The 23,732-nt window shown below is 29.3% G+C and carries 19 protein-coding genes and 1 other RNA gene; 13 read left to right on the top strand and 7 right to left on the bottom strand.

Features of this window, described 5'->3' with window-relative positions:
* Window positions 1-68: 68 nt before the first annotated feature.
* On the bottom strand, window positions 69-1,919 hold the full coding sequence (locus ACMFBB_RS08075; protein WP_435263906.1) for an LTA synthase family protein: 1,851 nt from the start codon (window positions 1,917-1,919) through the stop codon (window positions 69-71).
* 3 nt (window positions 1,920-1,922) lie between these two features.
* The gene (gene tsaD, locus ACMFBB_RS08070; RefSeq protein ID WP_435263905.1) at window positions 1,923-2,951 is read right to left on the bottom strand and encodes a tRNA (adenosine(37)-N6)-threonylcarbamoyltransferase complex transferase subunit TsaD; all 1,029 of its coding nucleotides are present in this window, start codon (window positions 2,949-2,951) and stop codon (window positions 1,923-1,925) included.
* A gap of 218 nt (window positions 2,952-3,169) precedes the next feature.
* Here tsaD and ACMFBB_RS08065 point away from each other — a divergent pair, with 218 nt between their 5' ends.
* The 5 genes from ACMFBB_RS08065 (at window position 3,170) to ACMFBB_RS08045 (ending at window position 12,188) form a co-directional block, all read left to right on the top strand.
* Window positions 3,170-7,540 carry a translocation/assembly module TamB domain-containing protein gene (locus ACMFBB_RS08065; RefSeq protein WP_435263904.1) on the top strand — a complete coding sequence of 1,457 codons (4,371 nt, stop codon included), beginning with the start codon at window positions 3,170-3,172 and terminating at the stop codon, window positions 7,538-7,540.
* A 10-nt stretch (window positions 7,541-7,550) separates the two neighbouring features.
* Window positions 7,551-8,471, top strand: coding sequence for a DUF368 domain-containing protein (locus ACMFBB_RS08060; RefSeq protein WP_435263903.1), 921 nt, complete (start codon window positions 7,551-7,553; stop codon window positions 8,469-8,471).
* 38 nt (window positions 8,472-8,509) lie between these two features.
* Window positions 8,510-9,517 (top strand): DUF368 domain-containing protein, encoded by a 1,008-nt coding sequence (locus ACMFBB_RS08055; RefSeq protein WP_435263902.1) that lies wholly within the window; start codon window positions 8,510-8,512, stop codon window positions 9,515-9,517.
* Window positions 9,498-10,256: a shikimate dehydrogenase family protein gene (locus ACMFBB_RS08050; RefSeq protein ID WP_435263901.1), complete on the top strand. Its 759-nt coding sequence runs from the start codon at window positions 9,498-9,500 to the stop codon at window positions 10,254-10,256. Before ACMFBB_RS08055 ends, ACMFBB_RS08050 begins: the two co-directional genes overlap by 20 nt.
* Before the next feature lie 90 nt (window positions 10,257-10,346).
* Entirely contained in the window at window positions 10,347-12,188 is a 1,842-nt protein-coding gene (locus ACMFBB_RS08045; protein WP_435263900.1) for a DUF349 domain-containing protein, read from the top strand.
* 119 nt (window positions 12,189-12,307) lie between these two features.
* Here ACMFBB_RS08045 and ACMFBB_RS08040 read toward each other — a convergent pair whose 3' ends face one another.
* From ACMFBB_RS08040 to ACMFBB_RS08030, 3 genes are all read right to left on the bottom strand, one after another.
* On the bottom strand, window positions 12,308-12,823 hold the full coding sequence (locus tag ACMFBB_RS08040; protein ID WP_435263899.1) for a DUF4136 domain-containing protein: 516 nt from the start codon (window positions 12,821-12,823) through the stop codon (window positions 12,308-12,310).
* A gap of 105 nt (window positions 12,824-12,928) precedes the next feature.
* Window positions 12,929-14,422: a S8 family peptidase gene (locus tag ACMFBB_RS08035; RefSeq protein WP_435263898.1), complete on the bottom strand. Its 1,494-nt coding sequence runs from the start codon at window positions 14,420-14,422 to the stop codon at window positions 12,929-12,931.
* Window positions 14,423-14,599: 177 nt separating this feature from the next.
* The gene (locus ACMFBB_RS08030) at window positions 14,600-15,577 is read right to left on the bottom strand and encodes a M28 family peptidase (protein ID WP_435263897.1); all 978 of its coding nucleotides are present in this window, start codon (window positions 15,575-15,577) and stop codon (window positions 14,600-14,602) included.
* Window positions 15,578-15,647: 70 nt separating this feature from the next.
* Here ACMFBB_RS08030 and kdsA point away from each other — a divergent pair, with 70 nt between their 5' ends.
* From kdsA to ACMFBB_RS07995, 7 genes are all read left to right on the top strand, one after another.
* A complete protein-coding gene (gene kdsA, locus ACMFBB_RS08025) occupies window positions 15,648-16,466 on the top strand; it encodes a 3-deoxy-8-phosphooctulonate synthase (RefSeq protein WP_435263896.1) in 819 nt (272 codons plus the stop codon).
* A 47-nt stretch (window positions 16,467-16,513) separates the two neighbouring features.
* Window positions 16,514-17,461 carry a transglutaminase domain-containing protein gene (locus ACMFBB_RS08020; RefSeq protein ID WP_435263895.1) on the top strand — a complete coding sequence of 316 codons (948 nt, stop codon included), beginning with the start codon at window positions 16,514-16,516 and terminating at the stop codon, window positions 17,459-17,461.
* 150 nt (window positions 17,462-17,611) lie between these two features.
* Window positions 17,612-18,586 carry a transglutaminase domain-containing protein gene (locus ACMFBB_RS08015; RefSeq protein WP_435263894.1) on the top strand — a complete coding sequence of 325 codons (975 nt, stop codon included), beginning with the start codon at window positions 17,612-17,614 and terminating at the stop codon, window positions 18,584-18,586.
* 80 nt (window positions 18,587-18,666) lie between these two features.
* Window positions 18,667-19,275 carry a hypothetical protein gene (locus tag ACMFBB_RS08010; protein WP_435263893.1) on the top strand — a complete coding sequence of 203 codons (609 nt, stop codon included), beginning with the start codon at window positions 18,667-18,669 and terminating at the stop codon, window positions 19,273-19,275.
* Between the two features lie 5 nt (window positions 19,276-19,280).
* Window positions 19,281-19,577 (top strand): winged helix-turn-helix domain-containing protein, encoded by a 297-nt coding sequence (locus ACMFBB_RS08005; RefSeq protein ID WP_435263892.1) that lies wholly within the window; start codon window positions 19,281-19,283, stop codon window positions 19,575-19,577.
* Between the two features lie 222 nt (window positions 19,578-19,799).
* Window positions 19,800-21,182 (top strand): cell envelope integrity protein CreD, encoded by a 1,383-nt coding sequence (gene creD, locus ACMFBB_RS08000; protein ID WP_435263891.1) that lies wholly within the window; start codon window positions 19,800-19,802, stop codon window positions 21,180-21,182.
* 78 nt (window positions 21,183-21,260) lie between these two features.
* Window positions 21,261-21,638 (top strand): DUF2809 domain-containing protein, encoded by a 378-nt coding sequence (locus ACMFBB_RS07995; protein ID WP_435263890.1) that lies wholly within the window; start codon window positions 21,261-21,263, stop codon window positions 21,636-21,638.
* On the opposite strand, the gene ACMFBB_RS07990 is transcribed toward ACMFBB_RS07995, so the two are convergent.
* Together ACMFBB_RS07990 and ACMFBB_RS07985 are read right to left on the bottom strand one after the other, a co-directional pair.
* A complete protein-coding gene (locus ACMFBB_RS07990) occupies window positions 21,615-21,833 on the bottom strand; it encodes a DUF3820 family protein (RefSeq protein WP_435263889.1) in 219 nt (72 codons plus the stop codon). The two genes, ACMFBB_RS07995 and ACMFBB_RS07990, sit on opposite strands and share 24 nt — an antisense overlap.
* 37 nt (window positions 21,834-21,870) lie before the next feature.
* Window positions 21,871-23,076, bottom strand: coding sequence for an NAD(P)-dependent oxidoreductase (locus ACMFBB_RS07985; protein ID WP_435263888.1), 1,206 nt, complete (start codon window positions 23,074-23,076; stop codon window positions 21,871-21,873).
* A 207-nt stretch (window positions 23,077-23,283) separates the two neighbouring features.
* On the opposite strand from ACMFBB_RS07985, the gene ssrA reads away from it, so the two are divergent.
* Window positions 23,284-23,678, top strand: a transfer-messenger RNA (tmRNA) gene (ssrA, locus tag ACMFBB_RS07980).
* Window positions 23,679-23,732: the final 54 nt, after the last annotated feature.

Here is a 23,732-nt window from a genome sequence, read left to right as displayed (position 1 = left end):
GTTAATTTATAACCTTTTAAACAAGTTAAGGCTAATATAATTGAATTTAATTAAAAATCAATAAGAGTTTATTTGTCTAAAAAATCTTGATATGCTTTTTGAGTGATGGCTTTACCTAGAGAATCTAAAGTTTTATAACTTCCTTCTTGTATAATGGGTTTGTTGCTTACATAGTCATATACAAAACGCCCATTTTTGCTTACTGTACCAAATCCTTTGTTAAAAATGTAGTGGGTGTATTGTTTATTAGAATTATTGAAAAGATGTTTGCTGAATTTAAATTGGTTGTAATTTCCTTTTAATAAGTTAGTTAAGGTGTATGAGAAATCAACTTGAGAACCAAAATTATCAACAGTAATTCCTTTTTTAGCAAGAGCTCCTCCTAACCAAACCATTGGTATTTGGAATTTTTTAGGAGAATTAAAATACCCTTTATGTTTAGGTAGTGGATGTCCGTGGTCAGACATGATAACAATTAAAGTATTATCCCACCAAGCTTGTTTTTTGGCGTCAGAAATAAATTTTGCAATAGCTTTGTCGGTATATGCTTGCGCACTTTTATAAAGGTTTTCTTCTGAGCTTTTACCAAATTTATAAGTATCAGGAAATTCATAAGGTTCATGACTGGTTAATGTTAAAGCCACCTTGAAAAAAGGCTGTTTTATTTGAGGTTCAGACAAGTCTTTCATAAATCGCTCTAAGAAAATATGATCATGTGCTCCCCATTTTGAATTCCAATTTTCTTTATCAAAAGCACTTCCATCTAACATGAAATCTATATCACCATTTCTTAAATAGGTATTCATGTTTCCAAAATTAGTGTCACCACCGTAATAAAAAGATGTATTGTAACCTAAGTTTTTCATTTCTTTAGTTAACATAGGAAGTTTTCTTGTTTTATGTGGCATTTTAATAATGCTTGAAGTAGGCTGAGGGTAATAACCACTTAAAATAGCAACTAACCCTTTGTCTGTTCTATCACCGTTACCATAAAAATTAGTAAACAAAATTCCTTCTTTTGCTAATTGGTTTAGGTTTTCTGTAACATTGGGTACTCCTCCTAATACGCCAACAGCTTTAGCTGATAAGCTTTCCCAAATAATTAAAATAACATTTGGTTTTGATGTTTTTAGTATAGAATCATTACTTGTTAATAGTTGACTTCTTGTTGTATCAATAGTTTTCGTAGCAGTATTAGCACTGAAATTTTGATACGGGTTTTTGTCTTCTGTTTTGTGAGTTAATGTGTTGGAAAAATTCCATATAAAATTAACTGCCGCGTGATTGGCAAACATATGTTTAGAAAAATAAACATTACTTTGGTTTATAGGTATTGTTTGTATTCCACCTCTAATAGGAAGTATCAGAGCAACAAGTAAAATTAAAAAAATAGGAGCTTCCCAAATTTTTCCTTTTTCTAATTTATTAAAAAGAATCGTTAGTTTTTTGTTGAAAAGAAAAGTTGTTAATCCTGAAATAAAAAGCCAAATAATAATTCCACCAATCAACATAGTTGCTGATACTGAGGCAAGCATGATTTTTGGAGTGTTGATATATGTTAATAAAGTAGAGTCAATACGAACCCCCCATGATTTATACAAAACGACATCAATTAACATAAATAAGTTAATTATAAATAGAACGGGATAGGTATAACTTTTAATTAATAAAGCAATTGTTTTTTTAGGAATCCAGATTGAAAATAAAAAAAACAAAAAAGGTATTAAAGATAGATAACCTGAAAAAGAAGCATCTAATTTTAGTCCATGTAAAAATGTTTTTAAGATAGTAATAAAATCAAGATCAAAAGTTTTATCGTAATAAAAAGCTAAAAATAAAAATCGAGAAAAAGCAAAATATAGTACCCATAAAGCAAAATAATTAATACTAAGTAGTAGTCTGTTTTTTAGTGATTTCATAGTTTATTCAGTAACTTTTAGTCTAGCTTTTGCTGTAACAAAAACATCCGCGTAGTTTTTGTTTAAATATTTTAAATAACCAGTAATAGCAATCATTGCGGCATTATCAGTTGTGTATTCAAAATTAGGAACGTAAGTAGTCCATCCCCAATGTTTCTCTGCTAACTGTAGGCGTTTTCTAATTTCTGAATTTGCGGAAACTCCTCCAGCTATTGCTATGTGTTTAATATTAGTGTGTTTAACTGCATTTTTAAGCTTCTCCATCAAAATTTCAATAATTGTAAACTGAATTGAAGCACAAATATCATGTAAATTCTCTTTAATAAAATTAGGGTTTTCTTTTACATTTCGTTGGATGAAATATAAAATACCAGTTTTTAATCCGCTAAAACTAAAATCTAGTTCCCCCACTTTAGGTTTGGTAAACTTAAAAGCTTTTGGATTTCCAAGCTGAGCGTATTTGTCAATTAATGGGCCACCTGGATAAGGAAGTCCTAAAATTTTAGCAGATTTATCAAAGGCTTCTCCAACAGCATCATCTATAGTTTCACCAAGAATTTCCATTTCAAAATGATCAGTAATTTTAACAATTTGAGTGTGGCCACCACTAATGGTTAAACAAATAAAAGGGAATGGCGGTATTTTGCATCCTTCTTCCTTTATAAAGTGAGCTAAAATATGAGCTTGCATATGGTTAACATCTATTAAAGGTATGTTCAAGCCTAAAGCTAATGATTTAGCAAAAGAAGTACCTACAAGTAAAGACCCCATTAATCCAGGGCCTCTAGTAAAAGCAATTGAATTTAAGTCTTCTTTGGTAATACCAGCTTGCTCTATTGCTTGTTGCACAACAGGAACAATGTTTTGTTGATGTGCCCTCGAAGCTAATTCAGGAACAACACCACCATATTTGGCATGTATCTCTTGGTTGGCAACTATATTACTTAAAACTTTACCATTACAAATAACAGCGGCACTTGTGTCATCACAAGAGCTCTCAATACCTAGAATATAAATGTTTTTTGTGCTCAAATTAAAATGAATTAATACCGCAAAAATATTCATTATGCGTTAGAAATTCGTTAAAATCGAATTTTCTTTACAATAAGGCAAGATTTTTGGGGTTTGCTAGTTACTTTTGTTAAATTGTTTACATTAAAAATTTTATTATAAAAAAAGTAAGAAAAATAATACTCAGAATAGTAAAGTACGTAGTGCTTTTTCTATTGGTGCTTATGTTTTTCTTGTCAATGCCTTTTGTGCAAAGTAAGCTTGGAAGCTATGCTACTGAAAATATAAATGAAAGTTATGGTACTAACATTGTTGTAAAAAAAATAGATCTATCTTGGTTAGGAAGCATACAGTTAAAAGGAATTGAGATTAGAGACCATCATCAAGATACACTTATTTTTGTTAAAAATTTAAGTACTTCACTACAAAATGTAAAAAAGGTTTTAGACAATAAAGTTGATTTGGGAGCTGCTTCTCTTAGTGGCATTCACTTTTATATGAAAACATATAAAGGAGAGAAAAATGATAATATGTCTATTTTTATTGACAGTTTTGAAGATGGCAAACCTAAAGATAGTTTATCGACTCCATTTATCTTGAGGAGTAATAATATCCAATTAGAAGACTTAACTTTTAAGTTATTTGATTTCAATGAAAAAAATCCTTTAAAGTTTGCAGCTTTTAATGGAGGAGGAGATTTACAAAACTTCTCTGTAGTGGGGCCGAATGTTTCTATGGATATAAAGAAAATGTACCTTACCGATAATAGAGCTGTAAATATAACTAATTTAACGACAAATTTTAAGTATACGAAAACACACATGTTGTTTGATGATACTGTTATAGAAACTGATAATAAATCTAGTTTAAAAGCAAATATAAAATTTACTTATAATAGAAAAGACCTTGTTGATTTCTCAGATAAAGTTCAAATTAAGGCTGTTTTTGATAAAAGTGCACTAGCTGCTAAAGACTTAAATAAATTATATAAAGAGCTAAGGGGTAGTGATATAATGTATTTTACTGGGGATATTGATGGAGTTTTAAATAACTTTAGTGCAAGTAATGTAAAGTTAAGGTCAAAACGAGGAATGAAAATTATTGGAGACCTCGGTTTTGTTAATACTTTGAATACAGATAGAGGCTTTATTTTTGATGCTGATTTAGAGAATGTTACTGCAAATTACTTTCAGTTAAAAAGTGTACTTCCTAATTTATTAGGGAAAACATTACCTACTGAATTTCAACGTTTAGGGAATTTTACAATGTCAGGGTTAATAAAAGTTACTCCAGAACAAATGGAAGCTACCTTATCAGTAGATTCTGAGATTGGGTCTACTATTTCTGATTTACAGCTCTCCAATATAGATAACATTGATGATGCGGCTTATGTAGGTGAGGTAGAATTCAAAAATTTTGACTTAGGTGCTTTTGCTAATGACCCTTTATTAGGTGAAATATCGTTAAAAGCAGATGTGAATGGAAGTGGTTTTAACATAGATAATATTAACACAATTATTATAGGGAGCATAAGTGATATTAATTTTAATGAGTATCATTATAAAAATTTGAGTATAAACGGTCAATTTCAAAATAAAAAGTTCGACGGTTTTTTAAGTTCTGAAGATGATAATTTTAAAATGAAGTTTGAAGGATTAGCAGATTTTTCATCCGCAATAAATAAGTTTGATTTTGAAGCTGATATCGATAATATTGATCTAAAAAAAACAAATTTATTTACCAGAGATAGTATAGCAGAATTAAAAGGAAAGGTTAGACTTAATGTTTCTGGAAATACGTTTGATGATATTGTAGGGAAGGCAACATTTAAAAATATTATTTATAAAAATCAAAAGCAGTCGTATACTTTTAAAAAGTTTAACATAAGTTCTGTTGTGAAAGACAGTATTAAAACAATAGAAGTAAATTCTGAAGATATCGTCAAAGGAAAATTAAAAGGAAAATTTTTATTTGAGGAGTTGTCATTAGTTACTCAGAATGCTTTGGGTAGCATGTATACAAATTATGAACCTTTTAAAGTAACTCCAAATCAATTTTTAGATTTCGATTTTACGATTTATAATCAAATAATTGATGTGTTCTTACCTGAAATATCAATAGGTAAAAACACACATTTGAAAGGGAAAATTAAATCAAATAAAAATTCTTTAAAACTTACTTTTTCCTCTCCTGAAATTAATGCCTATGGTAATTTAATCGATAATGTTTTATTAAGGCTAGATAATAAAAACCCTCTTTATAGTACTCACTTAACAGCAGGTAAAGTAGATTCTAAATTCTATGATATAGAAAAATTAAACTTATTAAATAGAACAGAAAATGATACGCTGTTCTTTAAATCAGAATTTAAAGGAGGTAAAAATTTTGAAGAAATCTTCAATTTAGACTTTTATTATACAATTAATAAAGATAAAAAATGGGTAGTTGGAATACAAAAATCAATGTTGAACTACAATGGCTTTGATTGGGTAATAAACCCTGAAGGTAATAAAGAGAATAAGGTTACTTTTAATTTAAAAGAAAATGATTTTTTAATTAGCCCTTTTGTTTTTGAATCAAATGAACAAAAAATAGCTTTGAAAGGAGCAGTTAAAGGGGCTGTCTATAAAGATTTACAAGTTAATTTCACAAAGGTAAAACTAAATAGTTTCTTGCCTTCTATTGATAGTTTAAAGTTAAATGGAGAAGTTAATGGGCTTGTTGACTTTAAACAAAATGAGGATAAGTTGAGTCCCAAAGCAAACTTATTAATTAAAAATTTTATGATTAATGATTTTGAGCAAGGGAATTTGACTTTAGACATTACTGGAAATAATTCGTACGAAAAGTACAATGTAAATATGTTGCTTTCTAGCGAAAAGGCAAAGAGTATTATAGCTACTGGGGGAATAGATTTTAGTGGTAAACGACCAACTGTAGATTTAAATGTATCTTTAGAAGAGTATAAGATTGCAGCATTCAGTCCTTTAGGAGGAGAAGTGCTGTCTAAATTGCGAGGAGAAGTTTCTGGTAACTTTTCTGCTACTGGATTTTTACGAAATCCTGATTTTGATGGGTATTTAGACTTAAAAAATGCAGGATTAGCTTTTCCTTATTTAAATGTAGACTTTGCTCTTAAAGGAAATACTAAAATAGAGTTAGAAGAGCAACAATTTAAGTTGAATGATGTGATTTTAGAAGATACAAAGTATAACACTAGGGGTACTTTGTCAGGATATATCGCACATCAGAATTTTGAGTTGTGGTTTATGAATCTTGACATCGATACTGATAATTTATTAGTATTGGATACAGAAGAAAATGAAGAGGTACAATATTATGGAACTGGATTTTTAAAAGGAAGAGCAGAAATAAGAGGTGTAACAAGTAATTTGGATATTGATGTAAACGGAAGTACTCAACCAGGAACTAAGTTTGTTATTCCTTTGAGTGATGTTAAGATGATAGATAATTATAAGTTAATTCATTTTGAAAAAAGAGGAGTGGTTAAAGATGAACAAAGTAAGTTAATTGATGATATTAAAGGTTTGGATTTAAAGATGAGGTTAGATGTCACTAAAGATGCCATAGCACAAGTTGTTATAGATAAGGTGTCTGGAAGTGAGTTAAGAGGAAGCGGGCAAGGGAACTTGGATATTGAAATTGATACTCGTGGTAAGTTTAATATGTTTGGTGACTTTACTGTTGATAATGGATTGTATAACTTCAAGTATGCTGGTATTAACAAACCTTTTATAGTTCAAAACGGAGGTACTATATCATGGAGCGGTAATCCGTATGATGCTGAACTTGATATAACTGCTGTATATAGAACAAAGGCAAACCCAGCCCAGGTGTTAGATAATGTAAATTCTACTCGAAAAATACCTATAGACCTATATACAAAAATAACAGGAGGCCTATTTAATTCAAAGCAAGAATTTGATATTAAAATTCCTAATGCCAATTCAACAGTTAGTTCTGAATTAGAATTTATTCTAAATGAAAACGACTTAAATACAAAGATGCAGCATTTTTCTTTTTTATTAGCTTTTGGAACGTTTTATAACGATGATGCTATTGGAAATAGTGCAACATCTGGTTTAACAGGAACAGCATCAGAAATAGCCTCAAGTATTTTGTCTAATATGTTGAATAGTAAGGATAATAAGTTTCAAGTAGGCGTTGGATATACTCAAGGAGATAGAAGTAATATTGATAATTTAAATAGTGATGATCAAGTAGATGTATCAGTTAGTACTCAGTTAAGTAATAGAGTAATTGTAAATGGAAAAGTAGGAGTACCTGTAGGAGCAAATACTCAAACAAGTGTCGTTGGAGAGGTAAAAGTTGAAGTGCTACTTAATGAGGAAGGTAATTTTAGAGGCACTGTTTTTAATAGGCAAAATGATGTACAATATTCTACTGAAGAAGAAGGGTATACTCAAGGAGTAGGATTATCTTATCAAGTAAATTTTAATAATTTATCTGAATTAGGGCAAAAATTAGGGTTAAAGAAGAAGAAAAATAAAGAAAAGAAAAAAGATACTATTCTCAAAAAGACGAAAAAATTAATACATTTTAGATCAACTAAAAAGAAAGATAAATAACTAACTATACATGAGTAGAACAATAAAAGATTATTTAATCATTGGGTTAAAAGGAATGGGGATGGGAGCAGCAGATGTAGTTCCCGGGGTTTCTGGAGGAACGATAGCTTTTATTTCTGGTATTTATGAAGAATTACTTAGTTCAATAAGTAATATAAATTTAAGTTTATTCTATACACTAAAAAATGAAGGGATAAAGAAAGCTTGGAATCAGTTGAATGGTAATTTTTTAGCTGTACTTTTTATAGGTATTCTTACTAGTATTTTTTCTTTAGCGAAAGCTATTAAATGGTTATTAGAACATGAACCTGTCTTGTTATGGTCTTTCTTTTTTGGACTAGTATTAGCAAGTATACTATACATAGCTAAACAAGTAGAAAAGTGGAGTGTTGTAAGTGTAATTATTGGCTTTTTAATGATTGGATTTGGTTATTTTATAACAGTAGTTCCATCTACTAACGGTCAGGAAGCTAGCTATTTGTTCTTGATTTTTTCAGGAGCTATAGCATCGTGTGCTATGATATTACCGGGCATATCGGGTTCTTATATATTATTGTTAATAGGTGTTTACCCTATGGTAATGATGGCTTTAACTAATAAGGATATTAAAATAATTTCAGCAATAGTGATAGGGGTTATTGTGGGGTTAACTACTTTTTCTAAACTATTAAAATGGTTATTTGTTAATTATAAAAATGAGATGTTAATAGCTTTAACTGGACTTATGTTAGGGTCTCTAAATAAAGTGTGGCCATGGAAAAGTGTAATTTCAACATATACTGATAGGCATGGAGTTACAAAGCCTCTTTTAGAGAAAAGTATTTTACCACAAAATTTTAATGGAGACCCTCAATTAATCAACGCATTAATTTTAGTGATTATTGGTTTTGGGCTAATCTTGTTACTTGAGAAATTAGCAGTAAAAAAGTAGTAGAAAAACTGTACTTTAGTCTTCTCTAATTAGGCTACATGCAAAAAGAACGAACATTTATTCAAAAAGTCAATTTGTTTTTAAAAGGATTGGCAATGGGGGGAGCTAATAAAGTTCCTGGCGTTTCTGGTGGTATGGTTGCTTTTGTTATGGGATTTTATGAAGAGCTCATTTTTACGTTTCAACGAATAAACGGTAAAGCATTTAAGCTATTATTTAAAGGTCGTTTTAATAGCTTTACTCGCTATACAAACTTACACTTTTTAGCACTTGTAATGTTGGGTAGTATGTTTAGTTATTTTAGTATATCTCTCATATTAGACTATTTTTTAAAAAACTATGAGTTATATGTCTGGGCTTGGTTTTTTGGAATGATTTTAGGGTCTATTTATTATATTTCTAAAGATTTTGGTGATTGGAAGCTTAAAAATATTGTAAGTTTATTAATAGGCGCCTCAATAGGAATAGGAATAAGTTTTATGACTCCTGCTAAAGAAAATGACAACCTTTGGTTTGTTTTTTTATGTGGAATAATTGGTGTCTCAGGGATGACTCTACCAGGTCTTTCTGGATCTTTTATTTTAATATTACTTGGTAATTATGTGTTACTTTTAGTTGATAGTGTTAATGTTTTTGGAAATGTAGTTGTAAATCTATTATCAGGGAATTTTGATGTACTAAAAGATGCTGTTAAAGTGAGGTATCTTAAAATCATAGCAGTTTTTACTACTGGTTCTGCTTTTGGACTAGTTTCTATATCTCATATATTAGGATATGTATTAAAAAGATGGCACCAAATTGTAACAGCAGTTATTATAGGATTCATTACAGGTTCATTAGGAATTGTTTGGCCATGGAAAAAAACAATTTATAAAGCAACTGAATCAATATTTTTACTAGATAAAAAAGGAAATAAAATAGTAGAGAATTATCAACGATATATCCCTGAGCTACAAGATAAAGAAACGTGGATTTCAATAGGTTTTGTAATTATAGGTATCATTATAATTTTAGTGATAGATTTTTATGGAAGAAAACGAAAATAAACACCTATTTGCATTGATAGGAAAAAATATCTCTTATTCTTTTTCTAGAGGATATTTTACAGAGAAATTTTCAAGACTAGGATTAGCAAAACATGAGTATGTAAATTTTGATATTCAAAGGATTGATGAGATTACGGAAAAAATAAAAGAACATAGAAATGAGATAAAAGGAATGAATGTAACCATTCCTTATAAGCTAGAGATTTTTGATTTTTTAGATAAAATTGATAAAAAAGCAAAAAAAATTGGAGCAGTAAATACTGTGAGAATAACAAAAAAAGGAAAGCTTATTGGATATAACACAGATGTTTATGGGTTTAAAAAGTCTTTAACTCCGTTATTGAAAAGACATCATAAAAAAGCATTGATTTTGGGTACAGGAGGTGCTTCAAAAGCTGTAGCTTATGTTTTAGATAAATTAAATATTGAATATAAATTTGTGTCAAGAGTCCCAAAAGATAAGGGTATGATAACGTACAGCGATGTTTCGGAACAAATTATGATGTCGCATTTATTGATAATAAATTGTACCCCTTTAGGCACCCATCCTAATATAGCAAATAGCCCAGATTTACCTTATGAGTTTGTTAGCGATAAGCATATGTTGTATGATTTGATATACAACCCCTCAGAAACAACTTTTTTACAAAAAGGAAAAGAAAAAGGAGCAGTTATAAAAAATGGATTAGAAATGTTGGAGCAACAAGCTGAGAAAGCATGGAAAATATGGAATAAATAATCATTAAATGTTCGTTAAAAATAAAGCTTGCTATTTTATAAGAATGCTTATCTTTAACATCTAATTAAAAGGAACTTAAACATTGTAGATATGTTAGAAAACAACGAAGAACAGGTTGAACAACCAATAAATGAAGAGAATACAACTGTAAGCGAAACAGACAAAGCTGTTAATGAAGTTGAAAATGAAGTAGCTCAAGAATCAGAAAAAGCTGAAGAAAAGCATGAAATACCAATGTTGGATTATGCAACAATGGAGCTAGATAAATTGGTTGAAGAACTAGATAAATTATTAAAAGCGCATCCTGTTCAACAACTAAAGAATAACGTTGATGCAATTAAAAATTCTTTCAATGCTAAATTTGGGAAATTATTAGCTGAAAAGAAAGAAGCTTTTTTGGCAGAAGGAGGAAACTCTATAGATTTCCAGTTTTCTAGCCCAGTAAAAACTGCTTATAATAAATTGTTGGGTACGTATAAATCGCAACGTGATACTTACTATTCACAATTAGAGAAAAAGCTTAAAGACAATCTTGAGAAAAGAAATGTTTTAATTGAGGGATTAAAAGTATTAATTGAAAGTGGTGATGTAAAAACAATGTACAACGATTTTCAAGCGATTCAAAAGCAATGGAGAGAAATTGGACCAGTATCTAAAACAAAATATAATGATACATGGAAAACATATCATCATCATGTTGAGAGATTTTATGATTTATTACACTTAAATAAAGATTTTAGGGAACTTGATTTTAAGCATAACTTAGAAGAAAAATTAAAATTAATTTCAAGGGCTGAAGCATTAAACGAGAAAGAAGATATAAACGAAGCTTTTAAAGAGTTACAAGAATTACATCGTTTGTGGAAGGAAGAAATTGGACCTGTTGGAAAAGAACATAGAGAAGATGTATGGGGTAAGTTTAGTGAGGCAACAAAGAAAATACATGATAAACGTCACCAGCATTTTAAAATTTTAAGAACAAAGCATCAAGAAATGATTGATGCCAAATTAGAAGTTGTAGCTGAAATTAATGCGTATGATACTTCGAATAATAAAACACATAATGATTGGCAAAAGAGTATTGTTGAAATTGAAGCTTTAAGAAAGAAGTATTTTGATATAGGAAAACTTCCTTACAGTAAAAGTGAAGCGGTGTGGCAACAATTTAAAGCAGCAACAAAGAAGTTCAATGCCGCAAAAAATGTTTTTTATAAAGAAGAAAAAGGAGCTCAAAGTAATAATTTAAAACTTAAAATTGAATTAGTAGAGTTGGCTGAGAGTTTAAAAGACAGTGATGATTGGGATACTACTACAAATACAATGAAACGCATTCAAGCTGATTGGAAAAAAATAGGGCATGTACCTAGAAAGTTTTCTGATGAAATATGGAAGCGTTTTAAAGGGGCTTGTAATCATTATTTTGATAGATTACACGAACGTAAAAATGAATTGAATAAAGAGCAATTAGTTGTAGTTGAAGGTAAAAAAGAATTTATTGAAGAAATAAAGACGAAAGAAAATCTGACTCTTGATGAAGTAAAAGAGTCTATTTCTAAATGGAAAGAGTTAGGAGTTTTACCTAGAAACGCACGTCATTTAAATGAAAAATTTAATAAGGCTATAGACACTCACCTTAATAGTTTAAATATGGGGAGGGCAGACATAGAGATAATGAAATTTAAAAATGTTATTGAGGGATATTTGACTCAAAAGGATTATCGAAAACTTGATAGCGAACAGTTATTTATTAGAAGAAAAATAGATGAGAATGTCCGAGAAATGCAGCAGTTAGAAAATAATTTAAGTTTTATATCGAATGCAACTGAAGATAACCCTTTAGTTAAAAACGTTCGAAATGGAATTATGAAATTTAAAGATGAGTTGGATATTTGGCAACTAAAATTAGATTACCTTAAAAAATTAGATTATTAACTAGGTGTCATAAATTTTTAATTTAAACGGTAGAATTTTTTCTGCCGTTTTTTTATTTCTACTTTTTTATTTTGAAAAAGATTGAAATTTAGTTAAATAAAAACTCCTCTTAGGTGATGTTATTTTTTTGGAGGATAGTTTGTAAAAGATTTTTTAATTATTTGAGAATAGTGTGTATTTTTTTCGGAAGGAGAACTTCTTTCACTTAATTCACTATTTATTTCACTTTGCCATATTAGTTCATTAGATGTTGCCTCCACAAAATCAATAGTAAGTATTTGATTTATTTTTTTTCTACCTATCGGTATTCCACCAGAAATACCAAAACCTACATTGCCACCACCACCAATTCCTACTCCAATAGTGTTTCTATTTGTAGATTCTCTTTCTGCAGAGAAAAAATTAACATAAAAATCAGGATTTTCAGAAAGTTTTATTCCTTTAGTATTTAAATTTTCTACTATTTTTTGTGAAATTCTTTTTATATCCAATTCATTCAACCCTTTACCAATATCATCAAAAAAATTGAATGTTTTGAATCTTTTAAAGTCAGTTTTAGTGTCATAGTCATATATAACTCTGCTTGATGAGCAACTTATAAAAAGAAATAAAAAGAAGAATTTTAATTTATTCATGATGCTGTTTTAATAAAATAAGTACAAATATTATACCTTATAAAGGTACAAAAAGCTTCGAATAATCGAAGCTTCTGTAAAAATTAGTTAGTTGAATTTATTTATTTACTGAACAGCTTTTAAGGCATCAATATTTCCGTATCCATATTCGGAGTGTGTATTAGGATAAAAATCAGAAGATTCTTTCATTTTTTGCAAAACCTGAGCACGTGACCAACCTGGATGCTTTGCCCATACTAAAGCTGCAATACCAGCAGTGGTAGCAGTTGCTACTGATGATCCTCCTACATAGTTTTCTTTTCCATTGTAGTAACTTAAAACAGGTATTTTATTGTCAGTACCATTTCTTCTTTGCATTTGTATAGTAAAGTCTATTTTAGAGCCAGAATGACACACGTCACAATTACTATATTGACCTTCTTTAACACCGGAAACAGCTACAGTTTCATTCATGCTTGCAGGGAATATTACTCCATACCAAGTGGTAAATGAAGTAGAAGTACCGCCAGCGGCTAAAATCATTTTACCTCTATTATATGCATATTTTACAGCATCTTCAACTCTACCAATACTAAAAGGAGAACCGATAGACATTGAAATTACTTTTACATCACTTCTATTACCTAAAGCTGTTAAAGCTTCAGCAACACCTCTTTTTTCATGGTAATCATTTATTAAAACATTTTCAACAGCTCTGTAGGTAACTAAATTAGCATTGTAAGCAACTCCAACAGGAAGATTATCATTGTTTCTTGGAGCAGTAGCAACTGCGGCCATTTTTGTTCCGTGACCACATTTGTCGTTAACTCCATCATAATTGTTAGACCATGCCCACCATGAATCTACAAAAGTTCCGTATTTCTGAACCGTTCTACCTGAAGAGTATCCATCATTAAAATATTGATTCATCCATTTTTGTTCTGGTGATAACCCTGAATCGATAATGGCTACGGTAACTCCTGAACCGGTACTGTAATCCCAAGCTTGAGGTATTTTATGGGCATCAAAGGCCCAAGGTACCCTTGCTCCTGGTGAAATAGTTCGGTAATCATTAGAGTTTAAGGTTAATTGGCTATATCCACAACCTGAACCTCCTGAAGAGCTTGAACGTTGCTGATCTTGTTGTTCAGAATTGAAGAAACTATAGTCAGCAGGTTCGATATATCTAACTCTTTTATCGTTTAGTAAAGCTATTATGGTTTCTTTATTTTTTACTTTAAGATCAATAACATTAATGTTTTTATCAGCAAAAATTTCACTTTTGCCTTTAGAGGCTGTTTTTTCTATGCTGGTAACTAAAGCTAGTATTTCATTTTTTATATTTTGTGAAGTTGAACTTCTTTGATAGTTAGTTTTAGAGTTTCCATAACCAATGGTTAAAAGATTATTTCCATGCTTAAGAGCACTCCATATAATATTAACATTTTGTTCAGACCACTTAAAATCTCCTTTGGTTTCTATAGACTTTTTAATAACACTGTTAATCTCTGCTTTTGATAATAAATCTTTTTGTTCTTGATTTTGAATTTCTAATGAATCGTTTGTAGAGCAAGAAAACATCATTAAAACTATTCCAATGCTAAAAAGTTTTTTTTTCATAATTCGAAGGATTTATTGTTAGAATTTAGCGAATGTAATAAAAATTTAATTAAATTTAAGTGTTATTGTTAATTTAATACTGTTTAAATTGGTAAATTGTCATTATGTGTATGGGAGGGAAACAAAAAAAGCAAGAATTATTTTCTTGCTTTTTTAGTAATTGATTAGTAGTATATTTTAATCTTTTATAACAACTCTTGTAGGAGTGTCAATACCTTTAATAATACTCTCAGTACCTTTGGCTACTGCTTTAACAGTTTCTGTTAAAACCGCAATATTTAAAGTTTTTGCTTCATCTGAAACCTTATGATAATCAGGGTCTATATCAATTGGAGTTGTAGAGAAGGTATGTGATGGAACTCCTAAGCGAGCTAATGAGGCATTATCTGACCTAAAAAAAAGATTATACGCTGTATAGGGGTCAGGAAATAATTTATAATCGGTTCCTTTAAGGTTTTTTTGGATAATCTTCCCAAAGTTCGAGCGGTCAAAACCAGTTAACCAAGCAGTTTTGGGGCCAGTTTTAGGTTCTTTTCCTATTAGTTCTAGGTTAATTCCAGCTACAAATTTGGTTGGATCAATTCTTTTACCAAAATATGTTGATCCAATTAATCCCATTTCTTCAGCAGTAAAACAAACAAATAAAATACTACGTTCGTTCGTGCCAATTTTTGCGAAATATTCAGCTAAAGCTAAAACACCAACTACTCCGGAAGCATCGTCATTAGCACCATTAAAAATGCGATCACCATCTCCATTTTGTTTTATTCCTAAGTGATCATGATGAGCAGATACGATAACAAATTCATCTTTTTTAGAATTCCCTTCTAAAACACCAATAATATTACTCATTTTAATTCCTTCATGAGTAAAGTTTTGACGATAACTTTTAAGGTTTCCAAATGTTTTTAATCCTATTTTTTTATATTCATTTTCAATATATACTGTAGTTTTTTCCATTCCTTCAGTACCAGGTTTTCTACCTTCCATTTCATCAGAGGATAATGTATATAGATGTTTACGTACCAATGCAGAATCTATTGTAGTACTTTTTTTGTGAAGCGTTTTTGTGTTATTTTGTTTAATGTTTTGTGATTGATTAGAAGAAATAAACGAAAAAATTAATAGTAAGAAGAATATTACTTTCTTATTCATGTGAAATAGATTTTAAAGTCTAAATATAGCTAATTTAATTTCTTACTTTTGTTTTAAATAAATAATTAATATGCATTTATCAGAGATTCCTAATATAAAACATAGTAATTCAAATAACTTTTTTCTTTTAGCTGGGCCTTGTGCTATTGAAGGTGAAGATATGGCTTTGAGGATAGCTGAAAAAATAATTTCAATAACTGACAAATTGGAGATACCTTATATATTTAAAGGTAGCTTTAAAAAAGCGAATAGAAGCAGAGTTGATAGTTTTACAGGAATAGGAGATGAGAAAGCACTAAAAATTTTGCGTAAAGTTTCTGAAACCTTTAATGTTCCTACTGTTACAGATATCCATGAAGTTTCTGATGCAGCGAAAGCAGCAGCTTATGTTGATGTTTTGCAAATTCCTGCTTTTTTAGTAAGACAAACAGATTTAGTTGTGGCTGCAGCACAAACAGGTAAAGTTGTAAATCTTAAAAAAGGGCAATTTATGAGCCCTGAAGCAATGCAACATGCTGTTAAAAAAGTACATGACTCTGGAAATAATAAAGCTTGGATAACGGATAGAGGTACCATGTTTGGTTATCAAGACATGATTGTAGATTTTAGAGGAATTCCTACAATGCGACAATTTGCACCTACAGTATTAGATGTTACACATTCTTTGCAACAGCCCAATCAATCAAGTGGAGTAACTGGTGGTAGGCCTGACATGATTGAAACTATTGCTAGAGCTGGAGTTGTAAATAATGTAGATGGGCTTTTTATAGAAACTCATTTTGATCCTTCTAATGCAAAAAGTGATGGGGCTAATATGTTAGATTTAAAATATTTAGAGGCATTGTTGTCTAATTTAGTTGCTATTAGAAAAACAATTGTTAAATTGTAGGCATAGTTTTTGGTTGGTTAATTAAAAATATAATTCCTCAATATAATATGAGCAAAATTTTTTTATATTTAGTTTTATTGATTTCTTTTAATATAACATCTCAAAACTTTAAAGAAATTCAAGAGAAAATAAAAAAATACCCTTCACAAATAACAGCTAAACGTCTTGCTAAAAAAGTAGCAAAAGACTTTTCATCTAAAGAAGGACAAGCCAAAGCTGTGTTCTATTGGGTGTCAAAAAATATAAAATATAATTTATCTGCTTATGAAAATCAACAAAAAAAAATAATTGGATTTAATTACAAAAATGAGGAAGATAGATTACGTAAAATCCAAGCGATTAAAGACAGTATTGTTACAAATACATTAAAAACGAAGAAAGGAGTCTGTGAAGGATATGCACAAACTTTAGCAAAGGTTTATGATTATTTGGGGTTTGAAAACCAAGTTATAAAAGGATATGTAAGGAACTCTATATATGACATAGGTAAAAAATTGAATGTGCCAAATCATGCATGGAATGTCGTTAAAATAAATAATGAATGGGTTCTTATGGATGCTACATGGGCTTCAGGGGCAGTGATAAATGGAAGATGGCAACCTAATTTTAATTCCTATTTTTTTAACTTTCCTAGAAAACATTACTTAAAAACTCATTACCCAAAAGATAAAAAATGGTTATTTGGAATGAAGTTGTCAAAAAAAGAATTTTATAATCAGCCAATTTATTCTTCTGATTTTTTGAAAACGAATTTAGAATTATTAGGGCCTTTAAGAGGTGTTATTAAAACTAAAAATACTGTTTTATTAAAAGTTAAAAATTTGTCATCATTTCAAACTGTTTTATGTGGGTTAAGTAGTTATAGGTTTGCTAAAAAACCAAATCTTGTTTACAAAAACGATGTAGGTTATATTAAAATTAAACCAACAAAAAACTGTAATAAGTTGTTTTTAGTTGTTGATGGTAAAATTTATATAGAATATAAATTAATCTAGAATTTATACTTCTACAGTATATAAGCAGAGTAGATATTATCGGTGTTTTAAAGGGGGATTTATAGGATGAATTCTATAGAAATCAAAAGACATTGGAGTAGAAAACTCTGAAGATAACATTAATTTGTATATTTAATTGAAAATAAAGTTATGAAAAAATCACTAATTACTTTTTTGTTTTTTACCGTCTCAATATCTGTGTTTTCTCAAGACAAAGGACTCGATGCTAAACTAGCCAAGGTTGATAAAATTATTCATTCATATAACAACATAAAATCTATAGATAATTTAGTTAAAAAAATAGATTATGATTTTGAAACTAAAATAGAGAAAGCAAGAGCCGTTTATACCTGGATAGCTTTAAATATAACCTATGAAAATTCAAACGTATTATCTTCTCCTGAACTTTTAATTTATCAAAATAAAGAAAGTCTCAAAAGATTGAAAGATTATAAAAATAGACAGATTATATTGGAAACTTTTGAAACAAAAAAAGCTGTATGTTTAGGGTATGCATTGTTATACAATAAGGTTTGTAATGCTCTTAACATTAAAAATGAATTAATTTATGGGTATACAAGGTCATCAGTAGAGGAGGTAGGTAAGATAGTTTCGAATAAAAATCATGTTTGGAATGCAGTGTACGTTGATAGCCAATGGAAAATTATTGATTTAACGTATGGAGCAGGGTATAATTATAGAGGTGTTTGGCAAAAGTATTTAGATCTAAGCTTCTTTGATGTAAATAAAGATAAACTTAGATTGACACACTTTCCTTCTAAAATTTTTTGGAGAAAGTACTTAAAACAAAAACCTTTGAAAGAGTTTTGTAATGACCCTTTTTTTTATGAATCTTTTTTAACATCAAACATTGAAATTATCACTCCAAAATTAGGTGAGATTAAAGTTAAAAAGAGAGAAAAGTTATACTTGAAAATTAAAGGAATAGATAAAGAATCTTCAATACTATATACATATTCCAACGATAAATCTCCTAGGATTCCTCGTGTTAAGAATACTAAATCTACGAGTAATATTTATTTTAAAAAGCCAAGGGAAAGTACTAATTTAAATATCTATCTGAATAACGAATTGGTAATGCAATACAAGGTATTAGTAGAATAACCAATTTTTAATTTTGTAAAAAAAATATTTGTTATAGTAAAATAAAAATATTTACTTTGTATTTCAAAGTGCTTTAAAAAATGAGTAGAGAAGAATATTTAAAAGATATATCAGAAATTAAAGATTTAATGAATAAATCATCACGATTTATATCTTTGAGTGGGCTTTCAGGTATTTTAGCTGGTATATATGCTTTATTAGGTGCTGGATATGCCTATTGGATTGTTAATATTAACGGGAGAGGTTATTTAACATTAGACGGTAAAGTATTTCAATTGTTAAGTATTGTACTTTTATTAGTTGGAATTTTTAGTGTCGGAACAGCTATTTTCTTAACAACTAAAAAAGCAAAGAAAAATAAAGAGAAAATATGGGATGCTACTACAAGAAGATTATTATTCAACTTTTTGGTACCTATAGTTGCAGGAGGTATTTATGTGATAATAATTTTAAGTCAAGGTCGCTATGGGCAATCTGGAGCTTTAATGTTACTTTTTTATGGTATTTCTTTATTTAATGCATCAAAATACACACTAGGTTACGTTAAGTATTTAGGTTTAACTGAAATTTTCTTAGGTTTAATTAGCACTATTTTTCCTGGATATGGTTTTTGGTTTTGGGTAGTAGGATTTGGAATAATGCACATTCTTTATGGTACTTTAATGTATTATAAATACGATAAAAAATAGTTTTCTTGAAAAACATTATTTTAAATATAAATAAAGCTTTTGATCATAGAATTAGACTTGGTATTATGTCTGTTCTTATGGTGAACGAATATGCGGATTTTAAAACTCTAAAAGAGTTATTAGGTGCTACCGATGGAAATTTAGCAAGCCATTCTAAAGCATTAGAAAAAGTTGATTTTATAAGAATTGAAAAACAATTTATAGGAAGAAAACCAAATACAAGGTATTATGCTACCGAGAAAGGGAAGTTAGAATTTAAAAAACACATAAATGCACTAGAAAAGTTAATAAATAATAAGTAGTATTTTTTTTGAAAAATTACTTTGTTTTTCAAAGTTCTTTGAGTTTTTAAATAATAATTAACAGTGGAGGTTTATTAGAAGCCTTGAGTTGTATAAAAGCATGAAGTAAATGTATCGTGAATTAAAAAGATAACAGTATAAATAAGCGACTATTAATTAAACTCAAATAAAACCAAACGATTAATAATATAGAATAATAAATATTTTACTTAAAAGATGAAAATGGAAATATCAAATCAACAAAATGGAAAATTTGGCAAATGGATTAAAAGTTCAATTACAGCAAGAATGTTAATGATAGGCTTATTAATAGTAGTTTTACTCATTCCTTTATCCTTTGTTAAAAGTTTAATTAATGAACGTATGGGAAGACAGCTGGAAGTTGTTAATGAAATTAATAAAAAATGGGGTAAAGAAGTATTGTTTTATGGGCCAATATTAAAAGTACCTTATAAAACCTATATAATTAAAAATATATACAATAAAGCAACTAAACAAAACAGTGAAGAGAGTATAGAAAATATAAAATATGCTTATTTTTTTCCTAAAAATTTGAATGTAAAATCTGTAATCAACCCAGAAGAGAAAAAGCGCGGAATTTATAAAACAGCTGTATATAAAAGTTCTATAGCAATTTCAGGAAGTTTTGTAAAACCAGATTTTAGTGAATTAGACATAAAGCCTGATGATATAATTTGGGAAAAATCGAAACTAATAATTAAAACATCAAATTTAAAAGGTGTAAATAGCCTTGTAGAACTAAAGTTGAATAATAGCACCTATGCATTTAGTTCAAAAAGAGACACTTATAATTCTACTAAATCATATACTAAACAAGTTAAACTGCATAAGTTAGAAAGTAAGTATCTAAAACTAGAGGATGTACCTTTGAAAAAAGAAATGAATTTTAGTTTAGATATGAATATAAATGGGAGTAAACAAATTCGTTTTATACCTGTTGGAAAAGAAACTACTATTGAAATAAATTCTGATTGGAAAACAGCTAATTTCTTAGGAGAGTATTTACCTTATAATTCAAATAAAATAACCGATACTGGATTTAATGCCAAATGGAAAGTACTTGAAATAAATAGACCATATCCTCAACAATTCTATAAGGGATTACCCAATTTAAAAGAGTTTGCTTTTGGAGTGAATTTTATGATTCCAGTAGATGAATATCAACAAAGTGAGCGTTCTGCCAAATATGGATTTTTGGTTATAGGTTTAACATTTTTAGTGTTTTTCTTAATTCAAACAATGAGTAAAATATCCATTCATACATTTCAATATTTAATGATTGGTATAGCATTAATTATGTTTTATACATTATTAATATCAATATCAGAGCATAGTAGCTTTTTTAAGGCGTATTTAATAGCCGGACTTTCGGTGGTAACTTTAATAACAGCCTATTCTAAGTCTATTTTAAAAAATATTAAGTTTCCTTTATTTATAGGAACTTCTCTTGTTGTATTATATGCTTTTATTTACATTATTATTCAATTAGAGAACTATGCATTATTGGTAGGTAGTGTTGGATTATTTATAATCTTAGCTTCAGTAATGTATGCGTCAAGAAAAATTGACTGGCAAAACGATTAACAAAATATAGGTATTAATGTATAAATTAAGTAAAGTACGATACTGATTATTGTACTTTACTTTTTTAAAATTGTATAAATGAAGGTTACTTTAAGTTATTTAAAGAAAGTAGTTTTAATTTTTGTGACAGAGTTAATAATAGCTCAAACTACTGGTTTTATAAGGCATACATTGGGCGATTTTTTGGTAGTAATTTTACTTTTTTATTTGATGAAAGCATTTTTCAGTTTTTCCAACATAACAATAGGAATAGGTGTGCTACTTCTTTCTTTTTTAGTAGAGTTTTTACAATTAACCTCTTTTTTAGAGTTTATAGGAATGCAAAACAATAAATTAGCAACTATAATTTTGGGAGCAACATTTAGTATAGGTGATTTAATAGCTTATACACTAGGCATAGTTACTGTTCTTTATGTAGAAAAACCTAAAAAATTAGAAGCTCCTAATTTTCTTTAAAATATCTTCTAATCCATTAAGTTGTAATTCATAAACAAGTGCCATCATTTTTCCTAATTTTCCAGCAGGAAAACCTTTGTTCTTGTACCATACTAAATAATATTCAGGAATATCAATTAAAAAAGTGCCTTTATATTTACCAAAAGGCATTTTCATATTTGCAGTATCAATTAAAAACTGTTTGTCAGGTAGCATAAAAAAATCCCGCTTTTTAGCGGGAATGATATTGTAGTTATTCTTTTCCTTCTACAAAATTTTGAAGGTAGGAATAACGATTGGTTAATTTTCCGGTTTCTGTCATTTTAGCGCGGGCTAATATACCATCTTTATCATTATTATAAAAAGAAGGAATTACATGTTCTAAAAACATATCACCAAATCCTTCACTAGCATCTTTGGGAAGTTCACAAGGTAAATTGTCAACAGCCATTACTACTATAGCAGCGTCATCTTTAAAATCAATTTCTGATTCAGTTACTGGGTTATAACCATATATTGGATCTGCAATTGTTGATGGTCTTATTGTGGTAGCTACTGGTCCGTCAACATCACAAGAAATATCTGCTACAAATTTGATGTTAAAATCTTCTTTTTTAGCATCGTCCCTAGTAAATAAATAAGGAGCCCCATCACCATAAAAATGACCAGCGATAAAAAAGTCGGTTTCTTTAGCGTATGGCATGAAGTTGCTTTCATAACCACTAGGATCTTTATAAAACTCAAATTTATCTCCTACTTTACCATCTGTACGCTTACTATACTCCATAACATCTACCATACAATAAGTAGGTTCAGTAAATTTAGCTGTTAAATATAAAGCATCACTTATTTCTTTTATTTTTAAATGATCTAAAATTTCTTTTGCCCCATAGGCAACTTTACCAGTACCTGATAGTAAAATTTTGATATTTGGTAGTGTAATTTTATCTAATTCTGCTTTTACTGCATCTAAATCAGATAAACTTTCAACTTTGGGTAAAGTAAAAGAATTATTTTTTAAACCAATAGCTCTAAGGCCATTATAAGCACCAACCAAACCAGCATAACGTCCAAAACCAATTAAGCGAGCTCCATTTTCTTTTATAATAGTTTCATGGTCAAATAGTTCAATATTTTTTTCTAACATCGCTTTTAACAGTTTCCTGTTGTAAGGCTGCTTTTTAATAGTGTGTGAAAAGAAAAAATATTTTTTATTAGGAATTAAATTTTCAATAGGCACTTCCTTAACGCCTAATAAAACATCACAGTCACTGATATCATCAGTAACTTTAAACCCTGCATTTTTATAAGCATCATCATTAAAAACTCTAATATCAGAACTTTCTATTACAATTTCAGCTTGAGGAAACTGTTGTTGAAATTCTTGCAATTTTTGAGGCGAAAACACAACTCTTCTATCTGGTGGATTTTTACGTTCTCTTATAATTCCGAATTTCATATCTACTCTATTTGTATTAAAATTAAACAATTTGTCTATAAATGTTGTAGTTTACAACAACTTCTGCGAAAATACTTTTTTTAAAAGTATTTTACAAGTAGTATTTTTTTATATTTGCCTTCGCTTATTTAAACAGAGTAAGTTTTCATTTAATATTTTATTAGATGGTATTATTTTTGACATAGATAAGTAATTCTTTGACATATTGGGGACGACTGGTTTTGACAGCAAGGTCAGTGATAACGTAAGCATACCGAGGAGTGAAATGATAACTCGTAAAACTTATTTCAACTTTTTAAACGGCGAAGATAACTACGCTTTAGCTGCATAATCTGAATTAATAGTAAGATTAGCCTCGGCGCACAAGGTGCGCAAGCTTTATGTCCACGGAAAGCCTTGGTTTATGGCGTTTCACTTTTGGGCATCGTAAAAATAAACATAGAAAACTTAGCACTTCGATAGGTTTTTGAAAATAAAGGAGATAGGCTTAAAGTAGGCTGTTTTTGGTCAGCTTTAGGATGAAAATTAAACAAAAACTAAGTATGTAGAAAGCCTTTGAGCTGCTTGTTTGGACCCGAGTTCGATTCTCGGCGTCTCCACTAATAACCTCTGTAGGCACTATGTTTACAGAGGTTTTTTTTTGAGTTGACAATATC

The organism is Tenacibaculum sp. nBUS_03 (assembly GCF_051201695.1).
Lineage (GTDB): Bacteria > Bacteroidota > Bacteroidia > Flavobacteriales > Flavobacteriaceae > Polaribacter.
Note: the sequence above shows the minus strand (reverse complement) of the source record. Positions and strands in the feature narration are given on the sequence as shown.